Here is a 20,741-nt window from a genome sequence, read left to right on the forward strand (position 1 = left end):
GCGTCCCCGGTGGTTCCTGTAACCCGTAAAATGCTTAAGAATTCCGGGCAAGGTCCTCATAAATCGGAGAAAAAATTGGTCTCTCCGGACCGATTTTACTTTTTGTTTACCAGGACGTCCGAAGGTTAACGCTGGCGCCTCAGTGGTGCTCGGCTGCCGGGTCGTGACGTCACCAGTGTCCGGCCGGCCGGGAGCGCAGGCGCGGGTCCGCGAGTATCTGCGGGCGCAACAGTTTGATGAGCTCGTGCAATGGATGGTGCAGGACGCCTCGCTCGATCGCAGAGGCCTCAAGCGAACCTGAAAGCCGCTGCCCTTGGCGCGGCAATCCTGCTGCGCGAGTATGTCTCGGCCCGCCTTCCGCGTGTCCGCTTCGCGCGGGGATACACGAAGCAACCTCTGGGCCGACGGTCGACCCGAAGAGATCTTGCGCCGATGCAGGCCGCGCTCGCGCCGATGGTCGAGCGTGAGGCGCCGCCGCGCGTGGTCGAGCTCGTCGAGCGCTATCTGCCGCGCCGGCTCGGCACCGTGGCGACCGTGGTGCTCTTGTTCGGCAGCGTCTGGCTCGGCATCGTCAAGGGCGGCCACGCCCAGGACGTCAGCGCGGCCCTGTCCGACACCCGCAATGCGCTGGCCAATGCGGCCGGCTTCCGCATCACGGCCGTGGCGATCAATGGCCGCAGGCAGCTCACTCAGGACGAGATCCTCGCCGTCGGCGGCGTCACCGGCCGCTCCTCGCTGCTGTTCCTCGATGCCGCCGCCGTGCGCGACAGGCTCAAGGCCAACCCCTGGATCGCCGACGCCACGGTGCAGAAGTTCTTTCCGAACCAACTGCAGATCGACGTCGTCGAGCGCAAGGCGTTCGCGCTCTGGCAGCAGGAGGGCCGCCTCTCGGTCATCGCCGATGACGGCGCCGTGCTCGAGCAATATGTCTCGCGCCGTTTCCTGACGCTGCCGTTGGTGGTCGGCAAGGGGGCCGAGAGCCGCGCGCGCGATTTCCTGGCGCTGCTCGCCCGCTACCCGCAGGTGCGCGCCGTCACCAAGGCCGCCGTGTTCGTCGGCGAGCGGCGCTGGAACCTGCGTACCAAGGACGGCCTCGACATTCGCCTGCCCGAGCACGATGTCGGCAACGCGCTCGCCACCCTGACCCAGCTCGATCAGGACGATCGGCTGTTCTCACGCGACATCGTCGCCATCGACTTGCGGCTGCCGGACCGCCTGACGGTGCAACTGTCCGAGGACGCAGCGAAGGCGCACGACGAGCTGTTCAAAGACAAGAAGTCCAAGAAGAAGGCCGGTGACGCATGACCGGCTTCGATCGCCAGACTCCGAAGACGCGCCCGATGGGCCAGAAGCGCACGGCGCTTGTGGCCTCTCTCGATGTCGGCACCAGCAAGATCGCCTGCATGATCGCGCGGCTGAAGCCGGCGCCGCCGAGCGACGCGCTTCGCGGCCGCACCCACACGGTCGAGCTGATCGGCTACAGCCAGATCCAGTCGCGCGGCGTCAAGGCCGGCGCCGTCGTCGATCCCGTCGAATGCGAGCAGGCCGTGCGGCAGGCGGTCGCGCTGGCCGAGCGCATGGCCAGGGTGCGGGTCGAGTCCGTGCTGCTGCCGGTCGCCGGCGGCCGCGTCATGGGCCATCTGATCGAGGCCACCTCGGACATTCGCGGCGGCGCCGTGACCCAGGCCGATGTCAGCCGCGTGACCTCAACCGGCATGCATCACGCCACCGGCGACGGGCGCGCGGTGCTGCATGCCTTGCCCGTCGGCTACACGCTCGATGGCGTGAAGGGCATCCGCGACCCCCGCGGCATGCTGGCGCGGCAGTTCGGCGTCGACATGAACGTGGTCACGACCGACGCCACCGTGGCCAAGAACCTGATGCTCGTGGTGGAGCGTTGCCATCTCAACGTCGAGGCCATGGCGGCAAGCCCGTATGTTGCCGGGTTGTCGGTGCTGACCGACGACGAGGCCGATCTCGGCGCTGCCGTGGTCGAGATGGGGGCGGGCACCACGACGATCGCGATCTATTCCGGCGGCCGCTTCGTCCATGCCTCCGGTTTTGCGCTCGGCGGGCACCACGTGACCATGGATCTTGCGCGCGGACTATCAGCGTGCATTGCAGATGCCGAGCGAATCAAGACGTTATATGGCACGGTGCTGACTGGCGGGTCCGACGCGCGTGAGTTGATGTCTGTTCCGACGGCCGGTGACAACGAGCGGGATGTTCCGCAGATCGTGTCCCGCGCCACCATCGCGAACATCGTCAGGCACCGCGCAGAGGAGATTTTTGAAATGGTCCGCGACCGGCTGAAGGATTCGCCCTTTGCGGCAGAACCCAAGGCGCGCGTCGTCCTCAGCGGAGGCGCCTCCCAGCTGACGGGGCTGGTCGAGCTTGCGACCCGGATCCTCGACCGCCCGGTGCGTGTCGGCCGCCCGCTTGGCTTCGGCCGTCTTCCCAACGAGGCCAAGAACGCCGCCTTCGCGGTGCCGACGGGGCTGCTGGTCTATCCGCAATACGCGCACCTCGAACATGTCGAACCGCGGCATACGCGGCAGGTCGGGACAGGAACCGACGGCTACTTCGGAAAGGTCGGACGATGGCTACGCGAGGGCTTCTGATGACCGGTTTCCATCCCATGCGATTTCCAACAACACCAACCGCGGCCGGCGGCCGGGGCGAACCCACCCGCGCGTGATCGAGAGGCAATCATGGCACTCACTATTACCCCTCCTGATATCCACGAGCTGAAGCCCCGGATCACCGTGTTCGGGGTCGGCGGCGCGGGCGGCAACGCCGTCAACAACATGATCACGGCTGGCCTTCAGGGCGTCGACTTCGTCGTCGCCAATACTGACGCGCAGGCGCTGACCATGTCCAAGGCGCAGCGCATCATCCAGATGGGCACGCAGGTGACCCAGGGCCTCGGCGCCGGCTCGCAGCCGGATGTCGGCGCCGCCGCCGCACAGGAGGTGATCGACGAGATCCGCGATCACCTTTCGGGCGCCAACATGGTGTTCGTGACCGCCGGCATGGGCGGCGGAACCGGCACCGGTGCAGCTCCGGTCATCGCCAAGACCGCGCGCGAGATGAACATCCTCACCGTGGGCGTCGTCACCAAGCCGTTCCACTTCGAAGGCGCGCGCCGCATGCGCACCGCAGAATCGGGCATCTCGGAGCTGCACAAGGTCGTCGACACGCTGCTGATCATCCCGAACCAGAACCTGTTCCGGGTCGCCAACGAGAAGACCACCTTCGCGGACGCCTTCGCGATGGCCGACCAGGTGCTCTATTCCGGCGTCGCCTGCATCACCGACCTGATGGTCAAGGAAGGCCTGATCAACCTCGACTTCGCCGACGTCCGCGCCGTCATGCGTGAGATGGGTAAGGCGATGATGGGCACCGGCGAGGCCTCCGGGGACAAGCGCGCGCTGACCGCGGCCGAGGCCGCGATCGCGAACCCGCTGATCGACGATTCCTCGATGAAGGGCGCCCGTGGTCTCCTGATCTCGATCACCGGCGGCAAGGACCTCACGCTGTTCGAGGTCGACGAAGCCGCGACCCGCATCCGCGAGGAGGTCGACCAGGACGCCAACATCATCGTCGGCGCCACCTTCGACGAATCGCTGGACGGCCTGATCCGGGTGTCGGTGGTTGCCACCGGCATCGAGCAGGCGCAGTTCAACCGGAACGTTACGACCTCACAGCCGGCGGCGGCTGTCGCTCCGATTGCCGCCGCCCCGACCGCTGTTGCGGGTCTTCCTGAAAGCCGCCTCGCCGATCTGACCGCGCGCCTGCGCGCCGACAATCAGCGCCTGGCTGAACGCGCCGCCAAGCTCGAGCAGCAGGCGTCGCAGGCTCCGGCCGTCGCCGCTCCGGCACCCGCGCCGATGGCGCCTGCGCCGCGTCCGGCGCCGAATCTCGAGCGCGATACGCTGGCCGCCGTCGCGGCCGCGATGGCAAGCGAGCCCGGTCCGTCGGCTGCCCCGGCGCAGGCAGCGTCCTATGGCGATGTGACGGTGCGCCCGATTGCACAGAAGCCGTCGCTGTTCCCGGAGCCCGAGGCGCAGCGCGCGGCTCCGATCGAGCCGGCGGCCTTGCCCGAGACCTTCATTCCGCAGGCCGCCGAGCGGGTTCCGGTTCGCGCGCCGCGCATGCCGAAGTTCGAGGACCTGCCGATGCCGGCCCAGGCCGAGATTCGTCAGGCGAGGGGCGACGAGGGCGACGAGCATCCGCAGAAGACCCGGATGTCGCTGCTGCAGCGTCTCGCAAATGTCGGTCTCGGCCGCCGGGACGAGGACGCCGAACCTCTGCTGCCGGTGCGGACCGCGGGTCCTGCCATGCCGCAGATGCCGCCCCTGCCGGAACGGAAGCCGCAGCGGAACGTTGCTCAGCAGGTTGCGAGCCACGAATCGCCCGTCTCGGAGTATGCCCGCCGTCCCGCGCCGCAGGGGCTGGATGTCCATGGCCGTCCCGCGCCTGTGTCCCCGGCGCCACAGGGAGACGACCATTTGGATATCCCGGCTTTCCTCCGCCGGCAGGCAACCTGAGAATTGTTACAGCCCTGACGGTGCTGAACAGGCCCGGCTCGCGAGAGCCGGGCCCTTTTTTTGGTCTCGCGGCGCGCGCTGATCTCCCTTCAACTAACTGATTTTAAATGATTAATTATTCTTTCGGTGTTTGGATCGGGAACCAGGAGGGTTAAGGCCACGTTCCAGTTTGGTTAAGGGTTGGCGCGAATACGGCAGAGATGGGGTAACAATCCGTAAAGAAGCGTGAGTTGGCGCTCTTTGGGGCTCTCGTTAAGTTCTGCCGTGACTTGGGGATGCCTGAAAGTGAGTCGGTTCGCGAGGGGCGACCGATGAAGGGTCAGGCGGGGTCTTGGGCGATCGTCGATGAAATTCAGCCGGCAAACAACGCTTCGTTCGCAAGCCACCGTCACCGGTGTAGGCGTCCACTCTGGTGCGCCTGTCAGCCTGACGATTGGCCCGGCGCCGATCGATGCGGGGATCGTGTTCCTCCGCACCGGCCTCGATGGGGCCGACCGCGAGGTCCAGGCCTCCTTCGGTTCGGTGATCGCGACCGAGCTCGCGACGGTGCTCGGTGACCGCAACGGCCCGTTGGTCTCGACCGCCGAGCATGTTCTCGCCGCGCTGCGCGGCATGGGTGTCGACAACGCCCTGATCGAGGTCGACGGCCCCGAGGTACCGATCATGGACGGTAGCGCTGCGCCGTTCGTCGCTGCCATCGACCAGGCCGGGATCGTCAATCAGTCGGCTCCACGGCGTTACATTCAGGTGCTCAAGCCGGTCCAGGTGACCATGGGTGCCTCGACGGGCGAGCTGCGTCCCAACAACTCCGGCTTCCGGGTCGAAGCCGAGATCGATTTCACCAATCCCGTGATCGGCCGCCAAGCCTATCATTTCGAACTCAATCCCGAGCGCTTCCGCCGCGAGATCGCCCGCGCCCGTACCTTCGGCTGCATGAGCGACGTGTCGCGGCTGTGGAGCGCCGGTTTCGCGCTCGGCTCCTCCTTCGACAACACGCTGGTGTTCGACGAGGACCGTCTGCTCAATCCCGAAGGTCTGCGCTACGCGGACGAATGCGTCCGCCACAAGGTGCTGGACGCGATCGGTGATCTGGCGCTGGCCGGCCTGCCGATGCTCGGAACCTATCGTTCGGTCCGTGGCGGTCACAAGCTCAACCACGCGGTCCTGACCGCTCTGATGGCCGATCGCACCGCCTGGCGGATCGTCGAAGGCGAGACCGTGCGGCGTCCCCGCGTGGCCGCGGACGCCGTCGGTGGCATGGTCGGTGGCATGGTCGCCCCGGCCTACGGTCCGGACGTGTCCTGAGCGCCTGCTGCGAGGCTCGAGCGAACGGATAGCGTCCCTCGTGGGGCGCGATGGGGCAACACGATTCTGCTGTCGGTATTTGCTCGGTTGCAGATCTTGTACGCTGAATTTTTTGTCATTGATTGTTGCCGACCGCATCCTTCCTCATGGACGGGCTGTCGGCATTTCCAGGTTTTCCCGCGGCTTCTTCAGCGATAACCATGATGCACGGCGGCAGCCTCGATCTTGCCTTAATCTGGGCGGATTGGCTTCCTATGCGGTTGGTTGATGAAGTGTTTTCGGCTAGAGAGGCCGGGGCCGCGTGATGCGTGCCACTGGCGGGGCTCTTCCTTCGCGGTCATGAAGCGACCTTCATGGTGCGCGGCGTAGATCAGATCACAGGCATCGGGTTCCAAAGAAGCATGTCGATACAGCGTCTCACGCGCGACCTCCGTCATCCCGCAGCAAGCATCGGCCGGCTCCGCCTCGCCGCGTCGCTGATCCTGCTGGCGCCGTTGTTGAGCGGCTGCGGCACCGGCGGACTCTGGGACAAATTCCTGGCCAAGGACGACACCTTCGTCGATGAGCCCGCGGACAAGCTCTACAATGAGGGCTTGTTCCTGATGAACGAGAAGAAGGACGTCAAAGGCGCGACCAAGAAGTTCGAGGAGGTCGATCGCCAGCATCCTTATTCCGACTGGGCCCGCAAATCGCTGCTGATGTCGGCCTACGCGTCCTATCAGGCCGGCGACTACGACGGCTGCATCGGCGCTGCCACCCGTTACGTGACGTTGCATCCGGGCAGCCCGGACGCGGCCTATGCGCAATACCTGATCGCCGCGTCGCATTACGACCAGATCCCGGACATCAGCCGCGATCAGGGCCGCACCGAGAAGGCCATTGCCTCACTCGAAGAGGTGGTACGCAAATATCCGACCTCCGAATACGCCACCAATGCCAAGGCCAAGATGGAGGGCGCCCGCGACCAGCTCGCCGGCAAGGAGATGGATGTCGGCCGCTATTACATGCAGAAGCGCGACTACACGGCCGCCATCAACCGCTTCAAGGCGGTGGTGACGCAGTATCAGACCACGCGGCACGTCGAGGAAGCGCTGTATCGCCTGACCGAGGCCTACATGACGATCGGCATCGTCGGCGAAGCCCAGACGGCGGCGGCTGTGCTCGGGCACAATTTCCCCGACAGCAAGTGGTATAAGGACGCCTACAATCTCGTGAAGTCGGGCGGCGTCGAGCCCGAGGAGAACAAGGGCTCCTACATCTCTCGGGCCTTCAAGAAGCTGGGCCTGGGCTGAGCGGTCGGCCAGATCGGCTGGTCGGTCTGGCTTTGTTCTGTATTCTTGTTTTGTTCTCTATTTGCTGCTAGCATCGAGTCGTTCGCTCAGGGGCGTTCCGCCCCGTTACGAAGGACTTCGGTTCCATGCTGGCGCGACTGTCGATCCGTGACATCGTCCTGATCGAACGACTCGATCTCGAATTTTCCCATGGACTTGCGGTGCTGACCGGCGAGACCGGTGCCGGCAAGTCGATCCTGCTCGACGCCTTTGCTCTCGCTCTCGGCGGCCGCGGCGACGCCAGCCTGGTGCGCCACGGCGCCGACCAGGGGCAGGTCACGGCCGTGTTCGAGATCGGCAAGGATCATCCCGCCGCCAGGATCCTCGCCGCCAACGGCCTGGATGCCGATGGCGAGATGATCCTGCGCCGCGTTCAATACGGCGACGGCCGCACCCGCGCCTTCATCAACGACCAGTCGGTCAGCGTGCAGACGCTGAAAGCGATCGGCGCCACCCTGGTCGAGATCCACGGCCAGCATGACGAACGTGCGCTGGTCGATGCCGCCACCCACCGCCGGCTGCTGGATGCCTTTGCGGGCCTGGAGAAGGATGTCGCCGCGGTCGAGGCGCTCTGGGCGGCCCGCCGGACCGCGGTCACGGCGCTCGATGAGCATCGTGCGAGCATGGAGCGCGCGGCCCGCGAGGCCGATTATCTGCGGCATGCCTCGGACGAGCTGAAGAAGCTGGCGCCAAAGGAGGGCGAGGAGACGCAGCTCGCCGCCCGCCGCACCGCCATGATGCAGGGCGAGAAGATCGCAGGCGATCTGCGTGACGCGCAGGATGCCGTCAGCGGCAACCAGTCGCCGATTGCCGCGCTGGCTGCGGCGGTCCGCCGGCTGGAGCGACGCGCGGTCAGCTCGCCCGCGCTGGTCGATCCAGCGGTGAGGGCTATCGATTCGGCGATCAACGCCCTGGAGGAGGCCGATCAGCATCTGACGGTGGCGCTCGCGGCCACCGATTTCGATCCGCTGGAGCTGGAGCGCATCGAGGAGCGGCTGTTCGCGCTGCGCGCGGCCGCGCGCAAATATTCGACGCCGGTGGACGGTCTGGCTGCTTTGGCTGCCAAATATGCCGCCGATGTGATCCTGATCGATGCCGGCGCCGAGCAGTTGAAGAAGCTGGAAGCGGCGGCGGCGGCGGCCGATGCGCGCTATGCCGCGGCGGCGGCCAAGCTGTCGGCGGCGCGGACCAAGTCGGCGGAGAAGCTGAACCGGGCCGTCCATGCCGAACTCGCCCCGCTCAAGCTCGAACGCGCCAAGTTCATGACCCAGGTCGACAGCGACGCCGAGGCGCCGGGGCCGGAGGGCATCGACCGGGTCGAGTTCTGGGTCCAGACCAACCCGGGCACGCGGCCGGGTCCGATGATGAAGGTCGCCTCGGGCGGCGAGCTGTCGCGGTTCCTGCTGGCGCTCAAGGTCGTGCTGTCCGACCGCGGCTCGGCGCCGACCTTGGTGTTCGACGAGATCGACACGGGCGTTGGCGGCGCGGTCGCCGATGCCATCGGCGCCCGGCTGGCGCGGCTCGCGCACGGGGTTCAGGTGATGGCCGTGACCCATGCGCCGCAGGTCGCGGCCAGGGCGGACCAGCATCTCCTGATTTCCAAGGATGCGCTGGATCGCGGCAAGCGTGTCGTCACCCGGGTCAACACGCTCGCCACCCTGCACCGCCGCGAGGAGATCGCCCGCATGCTGGCCGGCGCCGAGGTCACCGCCGAAGCCCGCGCCGCCGCCGACCGGCTGCTGGAGGCTGCGGCGGCATAAGCCGAGGGATCGGGCCGAACGCTTTTGGCTCCGGCGTGCGCATTGTGTAAACCGTCGTTTCGGGGCGGCCTTCGGGCCGTCCCGCCATGACGAGCAGACAGTACGCAGCATGCCCAAGACAGCAAAACCGAAGCAGCCCGTCGACGTTGCCGATCTCACCAAGGCCCAGGCCAAGGTGGAATGGAAGCGGCTGGCGCTGGAGCTCGAGACCCACGACAGGCTCTATTATCAGGATGACGCGCCGAAGATCTCGGACGCCGCCTATGACGAGCTGCGTCGCCGCTTCAATGCGATCGAGAAGCGTTTCCCTGAGCTCGTCAGCAGCGAGTCTCCGTCACAGAAGGTCGGCGCTGCGCCCTCCGGCCGGTTCAAGAAAGTGCGGCATGCGGTGCCGATGCTGTCGCTCGACAACGCCTTCGCCGAGGAGGACGTGCGCGACTTCGTCGGCCGCATCGCGCGCTTCCTCAAGCTTGCCGACGATCGCATCGATTTCTCGGCCGAGCCGAAGATCGACGGGCTGTCGATGTCGCTACGCTATGAAGGCGGCGAGCTGGTCACCGCCGCGACCCGCGGTGACGGCGCCGAGGGCGAGGATGTCACCGCCAACATCCGCACCCTGAAGGACGTGCCGCACAAGCTGCACGGCCGCAACCTGCCCGACATCTGCGAAGTGCGCGGCGAGGTCTACATGACCAAGCAGGCCTTCCTCGCGCTCAACGAGCGCCAGAAGGAAGCGGGCGACACCATCTTCGCCAACCCGCGCAACTCCGCCGCAGGTTCGCTGCGGCAGAAGGATCCGGCCATCACCGCCTCGCGTCCCCTCGGCTTCTTCGCCTATGCCTGGGGCGAAATGAGCGCGATGCCGGCGGAGACGCAGAGCGGCATGATCAAATGGTTCGAGCGCTGCGGCTTCACCACCAATCCGCTCACCAGGCTCTGCCACTCGGTGGAGGAGCTGATCGCGTTCCATCATCACATCGAGGAGCAGCGCGCCGAGCTCGACTACGATATCGACGGCGTCGTCTACAAGGTCGACCGCATCGACTGGCAGGAGCGGCTCGGATTCGTGTCGCGCACGCCGCGCTGGGGCATCGCGCATAAGTTTCCGGCCGAGCGCGCCATGACCGTGCTCAAGGACATCGAGATCCAGGTCGGCCGCACCGGCTCGTTCACGCCGGTCGGCAAGCTTGAGCCGGTCGGTGTCGGCGGCGTCATCGTGCAGAACGTGACGCTGCACAACGAGGACTACATCAAGGGGATCGGCAACAAGGGCGAGGTTCTGCGCGAGGGCCGTGACATCCGGATCGGCGACACCGTCGTGATCCAGCGCGCCGGCGACGTCATCCCACAGGTGGTCGACGTCCTCATCGACAAACGGCCGGAGCACGCCAAGGAATTCCACTTCCCGAAGACGTGCCCTTGTCCGCTGCATACCGACGTCGTGCGTGAGGAGATTGCGACCGGCGAGGAGGGCTCGCGCGCCCGCTGTACCGGTGAGTTCGCCTGTCCATTCCAGAAGATCGAGCACCTCAAGCTGTTCGCCTCGCGCCGCGCTTTCGACATCGATGGTCTCGGCGAGAAGCAGATCCAATTCTTCTTCGACCAGGGCTGGGTCAAGGAGCCCGCCGACATCTTCACGCTGGCCGCACGCAACAGCAAGCTGAAGCTCGAGGAGATCGAGGGCTATGGCGAGACCTCGGTGCGCAATCTCTTCAATGCCATCGACGCGCGGCGCGAGATCGCGCTGGAGCGCTTCATCTTTGCGCTCGGTATGCGCCATGTCGGCGAGACCACGGCGCTGGCGCTGGCGCGGGGCTATGGCTCATGGGAGGCGTTCCATGAGGCCTGTCTCAAGGTCGCCAATGGCGACGAGGAGGCGATCGCGGAGATGGATGCGCTCGACCAGATCGGCGACACCGTGATCAAGAGCGTCGCCGCCTATTTCGGCGAGGACCACAACCGCGGCATCGTCGAGCGGCTGACGAAAGAGGTCAAGATCCTCGACGCGGAGAGGCCGAAGCGCAATTCGCCGATCGCCGCCAAGACTGTCGTGTTCACGGGCACGCTGGAAAAGATGACGCGCGATGAGGCCAAGGCGACTGCCGAGCGGCTCGGTGCGAAAGTGTCGGGATCGGTGTCGAAGAAGACGGACTACGTCGTCGCCGGTCCGGGGGCAGGCTCAAAGCTGAAGGACGCGCAAAAGCACGGCGTGCAGGTGCTCACCGAGGACGAGTGGCTGCAGCTGATCGGGGAGTAGCTGCTCCGCAGTGTTGGTTGCGACAGACGCTGGATGCGACACCAACAGTTGTCATCATCCGCGAAAGCGGATGATCCAGTATTCCAGAGGCATTCGTCATAGGCCGAGACGCCTCGGCCTACTGGATACCCGCCTGCGCGGGTATGACGCCGAGAGTGACGCGCGGTCGTGCAGTCGCTCACGCACCTCCCTCACATTACCCCGGCTTCGTCCTCTTCCGCCGTCTCGATCAGCTCCTTCGTCACCTTCATCTGCGTGCGCGGGACCAGGAAGATCATGCTGCAGGCGCAGGCGAGGGACAGGGTGAGCATCGCTGATGTCAGCGGCAGCGTGCTGCTGAAATGGCCGCCGAGCCAGGCGCCGAGCTGCGACGTCAGCGCGCCCACGCCCATTTGCAGGAATCCCATCGCGCCGGAAGCGGTGCCGGCTGCGCCCGGCCGGACGCTGATGGCACCGGCCGCGGAATTCGCCATCACGGCGGCATTGGCGAACATCAGCAGCATCTGCGTGCCGAACAGCACTGATGGCACCTGGTTGAAACCGAACAGGCTCCACGTGAAGTTCAGCGCGGCGCTGGTGAGCTGCAGCCCCAGTCCGAACCAGATCAGCCGATCGAGCGAATGGCGCGGCGCGTAGCGCACGCAGAACAGGTTGCCGACGAAATAGGCGAAGCCGGTGGTCGCAAACCACGCGCCATACTCCGCCGAGGAGCGGCCCATCTGCACCTCGACGATATACGGCCCGCCGCCGGCGAAGGCGAAGATGATCTGCGAGGCCAGCACCTGGCACAGCATGTAGCCGAGGAAGGCGCGGCTCTTCACCAGCATGGCGACGTCGCGACGGAAGCTCGCGCCTTCGACGCGGGCAGGGCGGGTCTCCGGCAGCGCCATGGTCACGGCGATCGCGATCACGACCGACAGCGCGGCGACGACGTAGAAGATGGCGTGCCAGCCGAACGCGATCTCGATCAGGCCGCCGGTCAGCGGCGACAGCATCTGCGCGATCATCATGACCGCGACGACGAGGCTGATCATCGCGCCGATGCGCTCGCGCGGATAGAGATCGCGGATGATGGCGCGGCTGATCACCATGCCGCTGGCGCCGCCGAGCGCCTGGAAGAAGCGCGCCGCGATCAGCTGGGGCAGGGTGTCGGCGAAGATGCAACTGACGCTCGCGACGATCGACAGCGCGAGCCCTGCAAGCATCACGGGGCGGCGGCCGAAGCGGTCGGAGAGCGGCCCGAGCAGCAGCTGCGAGATCGCGATGCCGGCCATGTAGAACGACACCGTCATCTGCACGACGGAGGCGTCGCGCCCGAACGTGGTCGCGAGCAGCGGCAGGGCCGGCACCAGCAGGTAAAGCGAGATCGGCGCCAGCCCGGTCATGACGACCAGGAGGACCAGCACGGTGCGCGAGGGGACGGCGCGCGGTGGCGCCGCCTCGGGCGGTCTGCTGATCATTCCATGCATGGTGCCGCTCAAATCAGGTGAACGCCCTGACTGTAGCGGCCTTCCGCTTCGCGGAAATGCCTGTTTCGGCATGCGCCCATGCGGGCAGCGGGACAGTTGGTAGCAGGGCGCGCGGATCGCTACAGTGGCGCAGTCGCCTGATCGAGCCAGCGCTGGTCGTTCTCGTCGAGCGCTGCACGGACGGTTTCCCTGACCCGGGCATGATAGGCGTCGAGCCATGCCCGTTCCTCGGCGGTCAGCATGGCGACGTCGATCAGGCGGCGGTCGATCGGCGCCAGGGTCAGCGCCTCGAAGCCGTTCATCGGCTTCTCCGCGCCCGCGACGTCCTTCGCCACCACGAGCTCGAGGTTCTCGATGCGGATGCCGAACGCGTCGGTCTTGTAGTAGCCGGGCTCGTTGGACAGGATCATGCCGCGCTTCAGCGGTGTCGTGCCGAGCTTCGAGATGCGCGCGGGTCCCTCGTGCACCGACAGATAACTGCCGACGCCGTGACCGGTGCCGTGCTCGAAATCGATGCCGGCCTGCCACAGGAACTGCCGCGCCAGGGTGTCGAGCTGGGCGCCGGTGGCGCCATCGGGGAAGATCGCACGTGCGATCGCGAGGTGGCCGCGCAGCACGCGGGTGAAGCGGTCGCGCATCTCCTCAGTCGGCACGCCCACGGCGATCGTGCGGGTGACGTCGGTGGTGCCGTCCTGATATTGCGCGCCGGAATCGATCAGCAGCAGATCGCCCGGCATGATGCGGCGGTTGCTCTTGCGGGTGACGCGATAATGCACGATCGCGCCGTTCGGACCGGTGCCCGAGATGGTCGGGAACGACACGTCCTTGAGCGCGCCGGTGTCGCGGCGAAAGCTCTCCAGCGCCTCGACCGCATCGATCTCCGTCAACGTGCCCTTCGGCGCCTCGCGATCGATGAAGGCCAGAAAGCGCGCCAGCGCGACCGCATCGCGCTGATGGGCGCGCCGCGTGCCGTCGATCTCCACCGCGTTCTTGGCGGCCTTGAGCAGGCTGACCGGATCGGCGCCGCGCACCGCCTTGCCGCCGGCGTCCTGGATCAGGCGCGTCAGGGCATCGGCTGCCGTGGCGCTGTCGAGCGCGATGGCTGCGCCGGATTGCGCGAGCTCGGTCAGGCGCGGTGTCAGCACGTCCGCCTCCGCCACCTCGGCGCTCTGCTCGAGATGATCGCGTGTCAGGTTCGAGAGCTTGCGGGAATCAATGAAGATGGTCGGACGTCCGGTCTTCGGCACCAGCGCATAGGACAGCGGCAGCGGCGTGTGCGAGACGTCGGCGCCGCGGATGTTGAAGGTCCAGGCGACGTTGTGGGAATCGGACAGCACCAGCGCCTCGACGCCGAGCCGCTCGATCTCCTGGCGGATCCGGCCGAGCTTGTCCGCCTCGCTCTCGCCGGATAATTCGGCGCCGTGGATGGAGACGGCGCCGAGCGGCGGCAGCGGGCGTTCGGTCCAGATGCTGTCGACCGGGTTGCGCTCGACCGGCACCAGCTCCGCGCCGGCCTTGGCACAGGCGGCGGCCAGTCGTTCGGCCGCGGCCGTCGTATGCAGCCACGGATCGAAGCCGACGCGGTCACCGCTCTGCAGGTGTCGCGTCAACCAACTCTCGGGCGGCGGCTCGATCAGCGATTCCACGGTCCAGGCCTTGCCGTCGACCTGCTTGCCGGCCTGCAGCGTATAGCGGCCGTCGACGAAGATCGCGGCTGCCTGCGGCAGCACGATCGCAAGGCCGGCCGATCCGGTGAAGCCGGTGAGCCACGCCAGCCTTTCCTCCGACGGTGGCACATACTCGTTCTGCTGCTGGTCGGCCCGCGGCACGATGAAGCCGGTCAGCTTGCGCCGTGCCAGCTCCTCGCGGAGAGCAGCCAGCCGCGCGGTCAGCGCCACGCCGGTTTCGGGTTCTTCGAACGTCTGGAACAGAGCTTCGAACATCGGTCTCATACTTTAGAAGTGGATCTTGCCGCGTCGGCGACGAATACTCCTCCAGCAGACAGTGCAGTGCACGAAGAATCTCCTTGCATTCGCCTGTGCAAAAAGATTTGCTGTCGCATGCCGGTCATCCGAAAGAGATGCGGCGAGGAAACGTATGGACGTGACGACCACGATCGTAAAGATCATCCACGGTCGCATGATCCGGGGAGTGCCTCAACTCAACGGCGAGGGGATGCACGATGCCTGCTTTTACCTTCGAAAAACTATCGGCGCCCGCGCCAAGTGGACCGGCGCCCGCACCGGCCGAGAAGCCGCGCAGTGCGCTGGCGGATCTCGTCAATCGTCTCGTCGCGCCGCGCGTTCGACGTGCCTCTCGTAGTCAGTCCGACTCCACCTCCCAGCAGAGCCAGCCGAAGACGTAATCGCGAGCTTGCCGCACCCAGCGTGCAGGTTCGATCCATGCCATGAGCTGATCCGCCTCACTGCTGCTTTTGCAGCAACAGGCTGCTCCACCCCTCGATTCTCAAATGCAGGACCGGAACCAGGCCGCGGGCGCGATAGGCGGCGCAGACGGCGCGTGCCTGCGGGGTCAACAGGCCCGACAGGATCACGAAGGCTCCGGGCGCGAGGTGGCGCTGCATCGGCGCAGCCAGCTGGCGCAGCGGGTTGGCCAGAATATTCGCCAGCACCAGGTCGAAAGGGCCGCACCGGGCAAAGTCCGCGGCGGCGAAGCCGGTAGCACGGATGACCCGGACCAGGGGGCCTGCGCCGTTGAGCCGGGCGTTCTCCCGCGCCACCATGACCGAGGGCGCATCGATGTCGCTCGCCAGCACGGACCGGTGCGTCGCCTTGGCGGCGGCAATCGCGAGCACGCCGGTGCCGGTGCCGAGGTCGAGCACCCGTCGCGGCGCGCGGGTCTTGAGCACGTGATCGAGCAGCAGCAGGCAGCCGCGCGTGGTGCCGTGGTGACCGGTGCCGAAGGCGAGCGCCGCCTCGATCTCGATCCCGAGCTTGTTGCCGGGCACCCGCTGCCGGTCATGGCTGCCATGGACCATGAAGCGGCCGGCCGGCACCGGGACGAGGTCGTCCAGGCTGGCCTTGACCCAGTCCTTGGCCTCGACGACTTCGAATGCCAGGGTCTGGGCTACGTCGGAGCCCGCCGCCCCGCCGACGAGCTCCCGCACCAGCGCCTGATCCGGCGGATCGGCGAAATGAACCGTCACGTCCCAGCGGCCGTCCGGCCGCTCGAAGGCCGCGACCGCGGCATCACCTTCGAAGAACACCTCGGTCAGGACATCGACGGCCGGGCGCGCGGTCGCTTCATCGGCAACGGTGAAGCTGGCCTTGTGGGTGGCGGGCGTGGTCGTTGAGGTCATCAAGGTGGATCCTGGCGAGATTTGACGGCGTGGTTAAGGGATTTGTCTGCCAACGCAAGCGATAGGACCGGAAATCTGCCAGGTTGGAACATTCAATGGTTGTATCTTGCCGCTGGCGGGGCGGCGTGAAAGTTGTGATTCAATTGCCGCAAAGAATCTCTGCAACTTGAACAGAGCGCCTTATCTCAACTTTAGGTTCTGGCCGCCTAATTTTCTCGTCATGGGAACCGGATGATCCTCGGTTCCTGGGTTGGGAAACGAGGTTCAGATGAAGACCACTCTGCTGAAGTTCTTGCGTGATGAATCTGGCGCCACCGCCATCGAATACGGCCTGATCGCAGCCGGCATCTCGCTGGCCATCATTGCCGCAGTCAACGGCCTGGGCAGCTCGCTCAGCAGCAAGTTCGAGTCGATCAACACGTCGCTGAAGTAATCCGCCTGACACGGCGTTCTCGAAGAACCGGGCCTCAGCGCCCGGTTTTTCTGCTTTTGGGGTGGGGGAATCTCGAAGGCAGGTCCACAGCTTGTCCACACGGACGCCCGCCCACCTTTCCACCCCTTATCCTCAGCCGAACAGGGCGCGATGGTCGGCCAGGATCGCCTGGGCCGCATTGTGGCCGGGGGCGCCGGTGACGCCGCCGCCGGGGTGGCTGCCCGAGCCGCAATGGTAGAGCCCTTTCAGCGGCGAGCGATAATCGGCGTGACCGAGCATGGGGCGGGCCGAGAACAACTGGTTCAGGGTCAGCGCGCCGTGGAAGATGTCGCCCCCGATCAGCCCGAACTCGCGTTCGAGGTCGAGCGGCGACAGCACCTGCCGGCCGAGCACGCTGGCCGCAAAGCCCGGTGCATAACGGTCCACGGTCGCGATCATGAGGTCGGCGACCTCGTCGCGATGATTGTCCCAGGAACGGCCGTCCGGCAGCTCGGGCGCGACATGCTGGCAGAACAGGCTGGCGACGTGCTGCCCTGCGGGCGCCAGCGTCGGGTCGAGGGTGGAGGGGATCAGCAGCTCGACCACGGGATCGCGGCTCCAGCCATGCGCCCGCGCGTCGAGATAGGCCTGGTCCATGTAGCCGAGGCTCGGGCCGAGGATGATCCCGGCGGACAGATGGTCGCCGTCACCCGGCAGCGCGCTGAACGAGGGCAGCCGGTCGAGCGCCACGTTCATGCGGAACGTGCCCGAACCGCACCGCCAGTTCCTGATGCGGCTCAGGAACGGCGCGGGCACGGCGCCAGCCGGCACCAGGCGCGTATAGAGCAGCTTCGGGTTCACGTTGGCGACGACATGGCGGGCGCGGATGGTGCGGCCATCCTCGAGCACGACACCGACCGCGCGGTCGCGCTCGACGATCACCTCGCGCACGCCGGCCTCGACCTCGACCAGCGTTCCCAGCTCCTTCAGGTACCCGGCCATCGCCTGCGTGATCGCCCCCATGCCGCCGATCGCATGGCCCCAGACGCCCTTCTTGCCGTTCACCTCGCCGAAGGCGTGATGCAGCATCACATAGGCCGAGCCGGCGGCGTAGGGGCTGGCATAGTTGCCGACGATGGCATCGAAGCCGAACAGCGCCTTCACCAGGTCGGTCTCGAAGATCTCGTCGAGCATCTCGCCGGCCGAGCGCGTGAAAAGGTCGAGCAGGTCGCGCTGCTGCTCCAGCGACAGTGCGCGCAGGGTGTTGGCGGTGCCGAGCGCGTTGAAGGCCTCGCGGATCGCCGACAGCCCGAACTGGGCGACTAGGTTCGGTGGCGCCCGCAGCACGAGGCTGCGCAGCACGTCCGCGATGGCCTCGAGCCGTGCCGAGAACGGGCCGATCGCGTCGGCGTCCCGCTCGCTCAGCCGCGCAACCGAAGCCAGCGTGCGACCCTCGCCCGTCAGCAGATAGCGGCCGTCGGGCGAGGGTAGGAAGTTCTGCGCCCGGCGCTCGACGATCTCCAGCCCGTGCTCGTGCAGCTTCAGGTCGGAGATGACGCGCGAATTGAGCAGGCTCACGGTGTAGGACGCGACGGAGTTGCGGAAGCCCGGATGAAACTCCTCGGTGACCGCGGCGCCGCCGACCACCTTGCGGCGCTCGACCACATGCACGCGCAGGCCCGCCATCGCGAGGTAGGCCGCACAGGTCAGGCCATTATGGCCGGCACCGATGATGATGACCTCGGTTTCATTCATGTCAGCTTCAAAAAGCCCTGTTTAATGACCCGCACCGGGAACCTCGGCTGGTGCTGTCGCGCCGGATGGCTGCGACGTCAAGGGAAACTCCATTTTGCCTCAGCTCCTCGCCATACCGCCCTGCGATCCGCTATGTCTCGTCTGCTCATCGCGGTCCGGTCTTGGCATCTGATGCCGGCCGCGCCGCTGCCGGAGTTGTCATGACCTCAATCGCCTCGCCCGTCGCCGTCGCTCAGCCCTCTGCCGCACGCAACCGGCTGGTGCTCGTCGTCTATACCGCCGCAATTTTCGTCAGCGCGCTGCTGCTGTTCTCGGTGCAGCCGCTGTTCACCAAGATGGTGCTGCCGCGGCTCGGCGGCTCGCCGGCGGTGTGGTCGGTGGCAATGGTGTTCTTCCAGACCTTGCTGCTCGCGGGTTATGCCTATGCGCATTTTCTCACCCAGCTGCCCAGCCGGGTGCTCCCGATCGCGATTCATCTGCTGCTGCTCGGTTTCGCCATCCTGACGTTGCCGCTGTCGATCGCGAGCAGCTGGGGCGACCCGCCCAGCTCCGGTTACGGGCTTTGGCTGCTCGGCCTGTTCACCGTGTCGATCGGCCTGCCGTTCTTCGCGCTCGCTGCCAACAATCCGCTGCTGCAGGCGTGGTTCGTGCGCTCAGGTCATCCGGCCGCGCCCGACCCGTATTTCCTCTATGCATCGTCGAACATCGGCAGCTTCCTGGCGCTGTTGTCCTATCCTCTGCTGATCGAGCCGATCTTCAGCCTGCGCGTGCAGAACCTGATCTGGACCGGCGGCTATGGCCTCCTGATCGCGCTGATCGCCGGCTGCGGCGTCCTGCTGCTGCGGTCGCCGGTGATCGTCACGAGCCTGCTGCACACCGGGGACAGCAATGCCCCGGCGCCACGCTGGCTGCTGCGTCTGCGCTGGATCTTCCTGGCCGCGGTGCCCTCCGGCCTGCTGATTGCGGTGACGGCGCATATCTCCACCGACGTCGCGGCCGCGCCCTTGCTATGGGTGCTGCCGCTGTCGCTCTATCTGTTGACCTGGGTGCTGGTGTTCCAGTCGCGGCCGCTGCTGCCGCACAAATGGATGCTGGCGCTGCAGCCGCTTGCGATCGCCGGCGTCGTCGTCCTGCTCGCCTTCGGCGGCGAGCAGAATCTCGCGCTCACGCTCGGCGGTCACCAGCTCTGCTTCTTCATCATCGCCATGGCCTGCCATGGCGAGCTCGCGCGCACGCGCCCGCCGGCCAAATATCTCACCGGCTTCTATGTCGCGCTGTCGTTCGGCGGCATGGTCGGCGGCCTGTTCGCCGGCCTGATCGCCCCCTTCACCTTCTCATGGGTTGCCGAATATCCGATCCTGCTGGCGCTGGCGGCGCTGTGCCGGCCGGCGGCCAATGAGCGCTTGCCACGGATCACGCGCTGGTACTGGCTCCTGCTCGCGGTCATTGCCCCCGCGCTGCTGGTGCCCGCCGGAATGACCGGCAAGCTCACGACCTATCTCGAGGACCACCGCGTCTATGTCGCGGGCGCCGTGGGCGTGCTCGCCGTGCTGCTCGCTCTGCTGCTGAACGGTGGCCGCTGGAAAGTGTTCGCGACGGCCGCGCTCGCGCTCGTCCTGATCCGCGCCTATCCGGCCGATGACGGCCGCGTCGAGACGGTGCGCAGCTTCTTCGGCGTGCACAAGATCGTGGTGACCTCCGACGGGCACTATCACGTGCTGATGCATGGCACGACCATCCACGGCGCGCAGAAATATCTCAACGCCGACGGCTCCAAGGTGACGGGGCGGCCCGAGCCGATCACCTACTATCACAAGGACGGCGGCATCGGCCGCGCCATCACCGCGATCCGGGAGCGCAAGGGCGCGCCGCTCAAGGTCGCCGTGATCGGCGTTGGCGCCGGCACGCTCACTTGCGCAGCCGAGCCCGGCGAGAGCTGGAAATTCTTCGAGATCGACCAGACCATGGTCGATACCGCCAGCGACCCGAAATATTTCAGCTACATCAGGAACTGCGCGCCGGACTTCAAGCCCGTCATCGGCGATGCCAGGCTGACCTTCGCCAAGGAGCCGGACGGCGCCTACGATCTCATCATCGTCGATGCCTATTCCTCGGATGCGATTCCGATCCATCTGGCGACGGAGGAGGCGATGGCGATCTACAAGGCCAAGCTGGCGCCGCAGGGCGCCGTCGTGATGCACGTCTCCAATCGGCATCTGGAGCTGGAGAGCGTCGTCGTCGGCATCGCCGACGCCAACGACCTGAAGAGCTGGGTCTACAACGAGGACTCCGGCCGCGACGACGAGTACATCTTCTCCACCGACGTCGTCATCAGCGCGCGCGAGGACGCCGACGTCGGCACGCTGGCCTCCTCGGACAAGTGGACCGAAACCGAGCCGACCGACGGCGAGCGGGTCTGGACCGACGATTATTCGAACATTCTCGGCGCCGTGTATCGGCGGCTGCGCGACGGAGAGTAACAGGGGCACTGCCGCCGTTCGACGTCGCCGGGCCCGGATCGTCGTGATGATGGCGTCTGCGCCCAAAGAGGTGCGCGCCTCGTCAGTGGCGGGCCTCGGTTGC

General features: G+C 66.5%; 13 protein-coding genes. 9 read left to right on the forward strand and 4 right to left on the reverse strand.

Going from position 1 to position 20,741, the window contains the following annotated elements; all coding sequences use genetic code 11:
• The first annotated feature begins 249 nt into the window (after positions 1-249).
• The 7 genes from QX039_RS13180 to ligA all read left to right on the forward strand — a co-directional run bounded on the left by QX039_RS13180 (position 250) and on the right by ligA (position 11,203).
• Entirely contained in the window at positions 250-1,305 is a 1,056-nt protein-coding gene (locus QX039_RS13180; RefSeq protein WP_315771403.1) for a cell division protein FtsQ/DivIB, read from the forward strand.
• On the forward strand, positions 1,302-2,621 hold the full coding sequence (ftsA, locus tag QX039_RS13185; protein ID WP_315736788.1) for a cell division protein FtsA: 1,320 nt from the start codon (positions 1,302-1,304) through the stop codon (positions 2,619-2,621). Before QX039_RS13180 ends, ftsA begins: the two co-directional genes overlap by 4 nt.
• A 90-nt stretch (positions 2,622-2,711) precedes the next feature.
• Positions 2,712-4,550 carry a cell division protein FtsZ gene (gene ftsZ / locus QX039_RS13190; RefSeq protein WP_315736790.1) on the forward strand — a complete coding sequence of 613 codons (1,839 nt, stop codon included), beginning with the start codon at positions 2,712-2,714 and terminating at the stop codon, positions 4,548-4,550.
• 345 nt (positions 4,551-4,895) lie between these two features.
• Positions 4,896-5,855 carry a UDP-3-O-acyl-N-acetylglucosamine deacetylase gene (lpxC, locus tag QX039_RS13195; protein WP_315771405.1) on the forward strand — a complete coding sequence of 320 codons (960 nt, stop codon included), beginning with the start codon at positions 4,896-4,898 and terminating at the stop codon, positions 5,853-5,855.
• A 401-nt stretch (positions 5,856-6,256) separates the two neighbouring features.
• Positions 6,257-7,147, forward strand: a complete 891-nt coding sequence (locus tag QX039_RS13200) for an outer membrane protein assembly factor BamD (protein ID WP_315736792.1) — start codon at positions 6,257-6,259, stop codon at positions 7,145-7,147.
• Positions 7,148-7,272: 125 nt separating this feature from the next.
• On the forward strand, positions 7,273-8,946 hold the full coding sequence (gene recN / locus QX039_RS13205) for a DNA repair protein RecN (RefSeq protein ID WP_315736793.1): 1,674 nt from the start codon (positions 7,273-7,275) through the stop codon (positions 8,944-8,946).
• A 109-nt stretch (positions 8,947-9,055) separates the two neighbouring features.
• Positions 9,056-11,203: an NAD-dependent DNA ligase LigA gene (ligA, locus tag QX039_RS13210; RefSeq protein WP_315736794.1), complete on the forward strand. Its 2,148-nt coding sequence runs from the start codon at positions 9,056-9,058 to the stop codon at positions 11,201-11,203.
• Between the two features lie 191 nt (positions 11,204-11,394).
• Here ligA and QX039_RS13215 read toward each other — a convergent pair whose 3' ends face one another.
• From QX039_RS13215 to QX039_RS13225, 3 genes are all read right to left on the reverse strand, one after another.
• Entirely contained in the window at positions 11,395-12,672 is a 1,278-nt protein-coding gene (locus QX039_RS13215) for a multidrug effflux MFS transporter (RefSeq protein ID WP_315771406.1), read from the reverse strand.
• A 119-nt stretch (positions 12,673-12,791) separates the two neighbouring features.
• On the reverse strand, positions 12,792-14,615 hold the full coding sequence (locus QX039_RS13220) for an aminopeptidase P family protein (protein WP_315771407.1): 1,824 nt from the start codon (positions 14,613-14,615) through the stop codon (positions 12,792-12,794).
• 479 nt (positions 14,616-15,094) lie between these two features.
• Positions 15,095-15,991, reverse strand: a complete 897-nt coding sequence (locus tag QX039_RS13225; protein ID WP_315771408.1) for a 50S ribosomal protein L11 methyltransferase — start codon at positions 15,989-15,991, stop codon at positions 15,095-15,097.
• Between the two features lie 268 nt (positions 15,992-16,259).
• Here QX039_RS13225 and QX039_RS13230 point away from each other — a divergent pair, with 268 nt between their 5' ends.
• On the forward strand, positions 16,260-16,424 hold the full coding sequence (locus QX039_RS13230) for a Flp family type IVb pilin (RefSeq protein WP_315736801.1): 165 nt from the start codon (positions 16,260-16,262) through the stop codon (positions 16,422-16,424).
• Between the two features lie 132 nt (positions 16,425-16,556).
• On the opposite strand, the gene QX039_RS13235 is transcribed toward QX039_RS13230, so the two are convergent.
• Positions 16,557-18,158 carry an NAD(P)/FAD-dependent oxidoreductase gene (locus QX039_RS13235; RefSeq protein ID WP_315771409.1) on the reverse strand — a complete coding sequence of 534 codons (1,602 nt, stop codon included), beginning with the start codon at positions 18,156-18,158 and terminating at the stop codon, positions 16,557-16,559.
• A 200-nt stretch (positions 18,159-18,358) separates the two neighbouring features.
• Here QX039_RS13235 and QX039_RS13240 point away from each other — a divergent pair, with 200 nt between their 5' ends.
• Positions 18,359-20,638: a fused MFS/spermidine synthase gene (locus tag QX039_RS13240; RefSeq protein ID WP_315771411.1), complete on the forward strand. Its 2,280-nt coding sequence runs from the start codon at positions 18,359-18,361 to the stop codon at positions 20,636-20,638.
• The last annotated feature ends 103 nt before the right edge of the window (positions 20,639-20,741 follow it).

Source organism: Bradyrhizobium sp. SZCCHNR1043, from assembly GCF_032489675.1.
Lineage (GTDB): Bacteria > Pseudomonadota > Alphaproteobacteria > Rhizobiales > Xanthobacteraceae > Bradyrhizobium.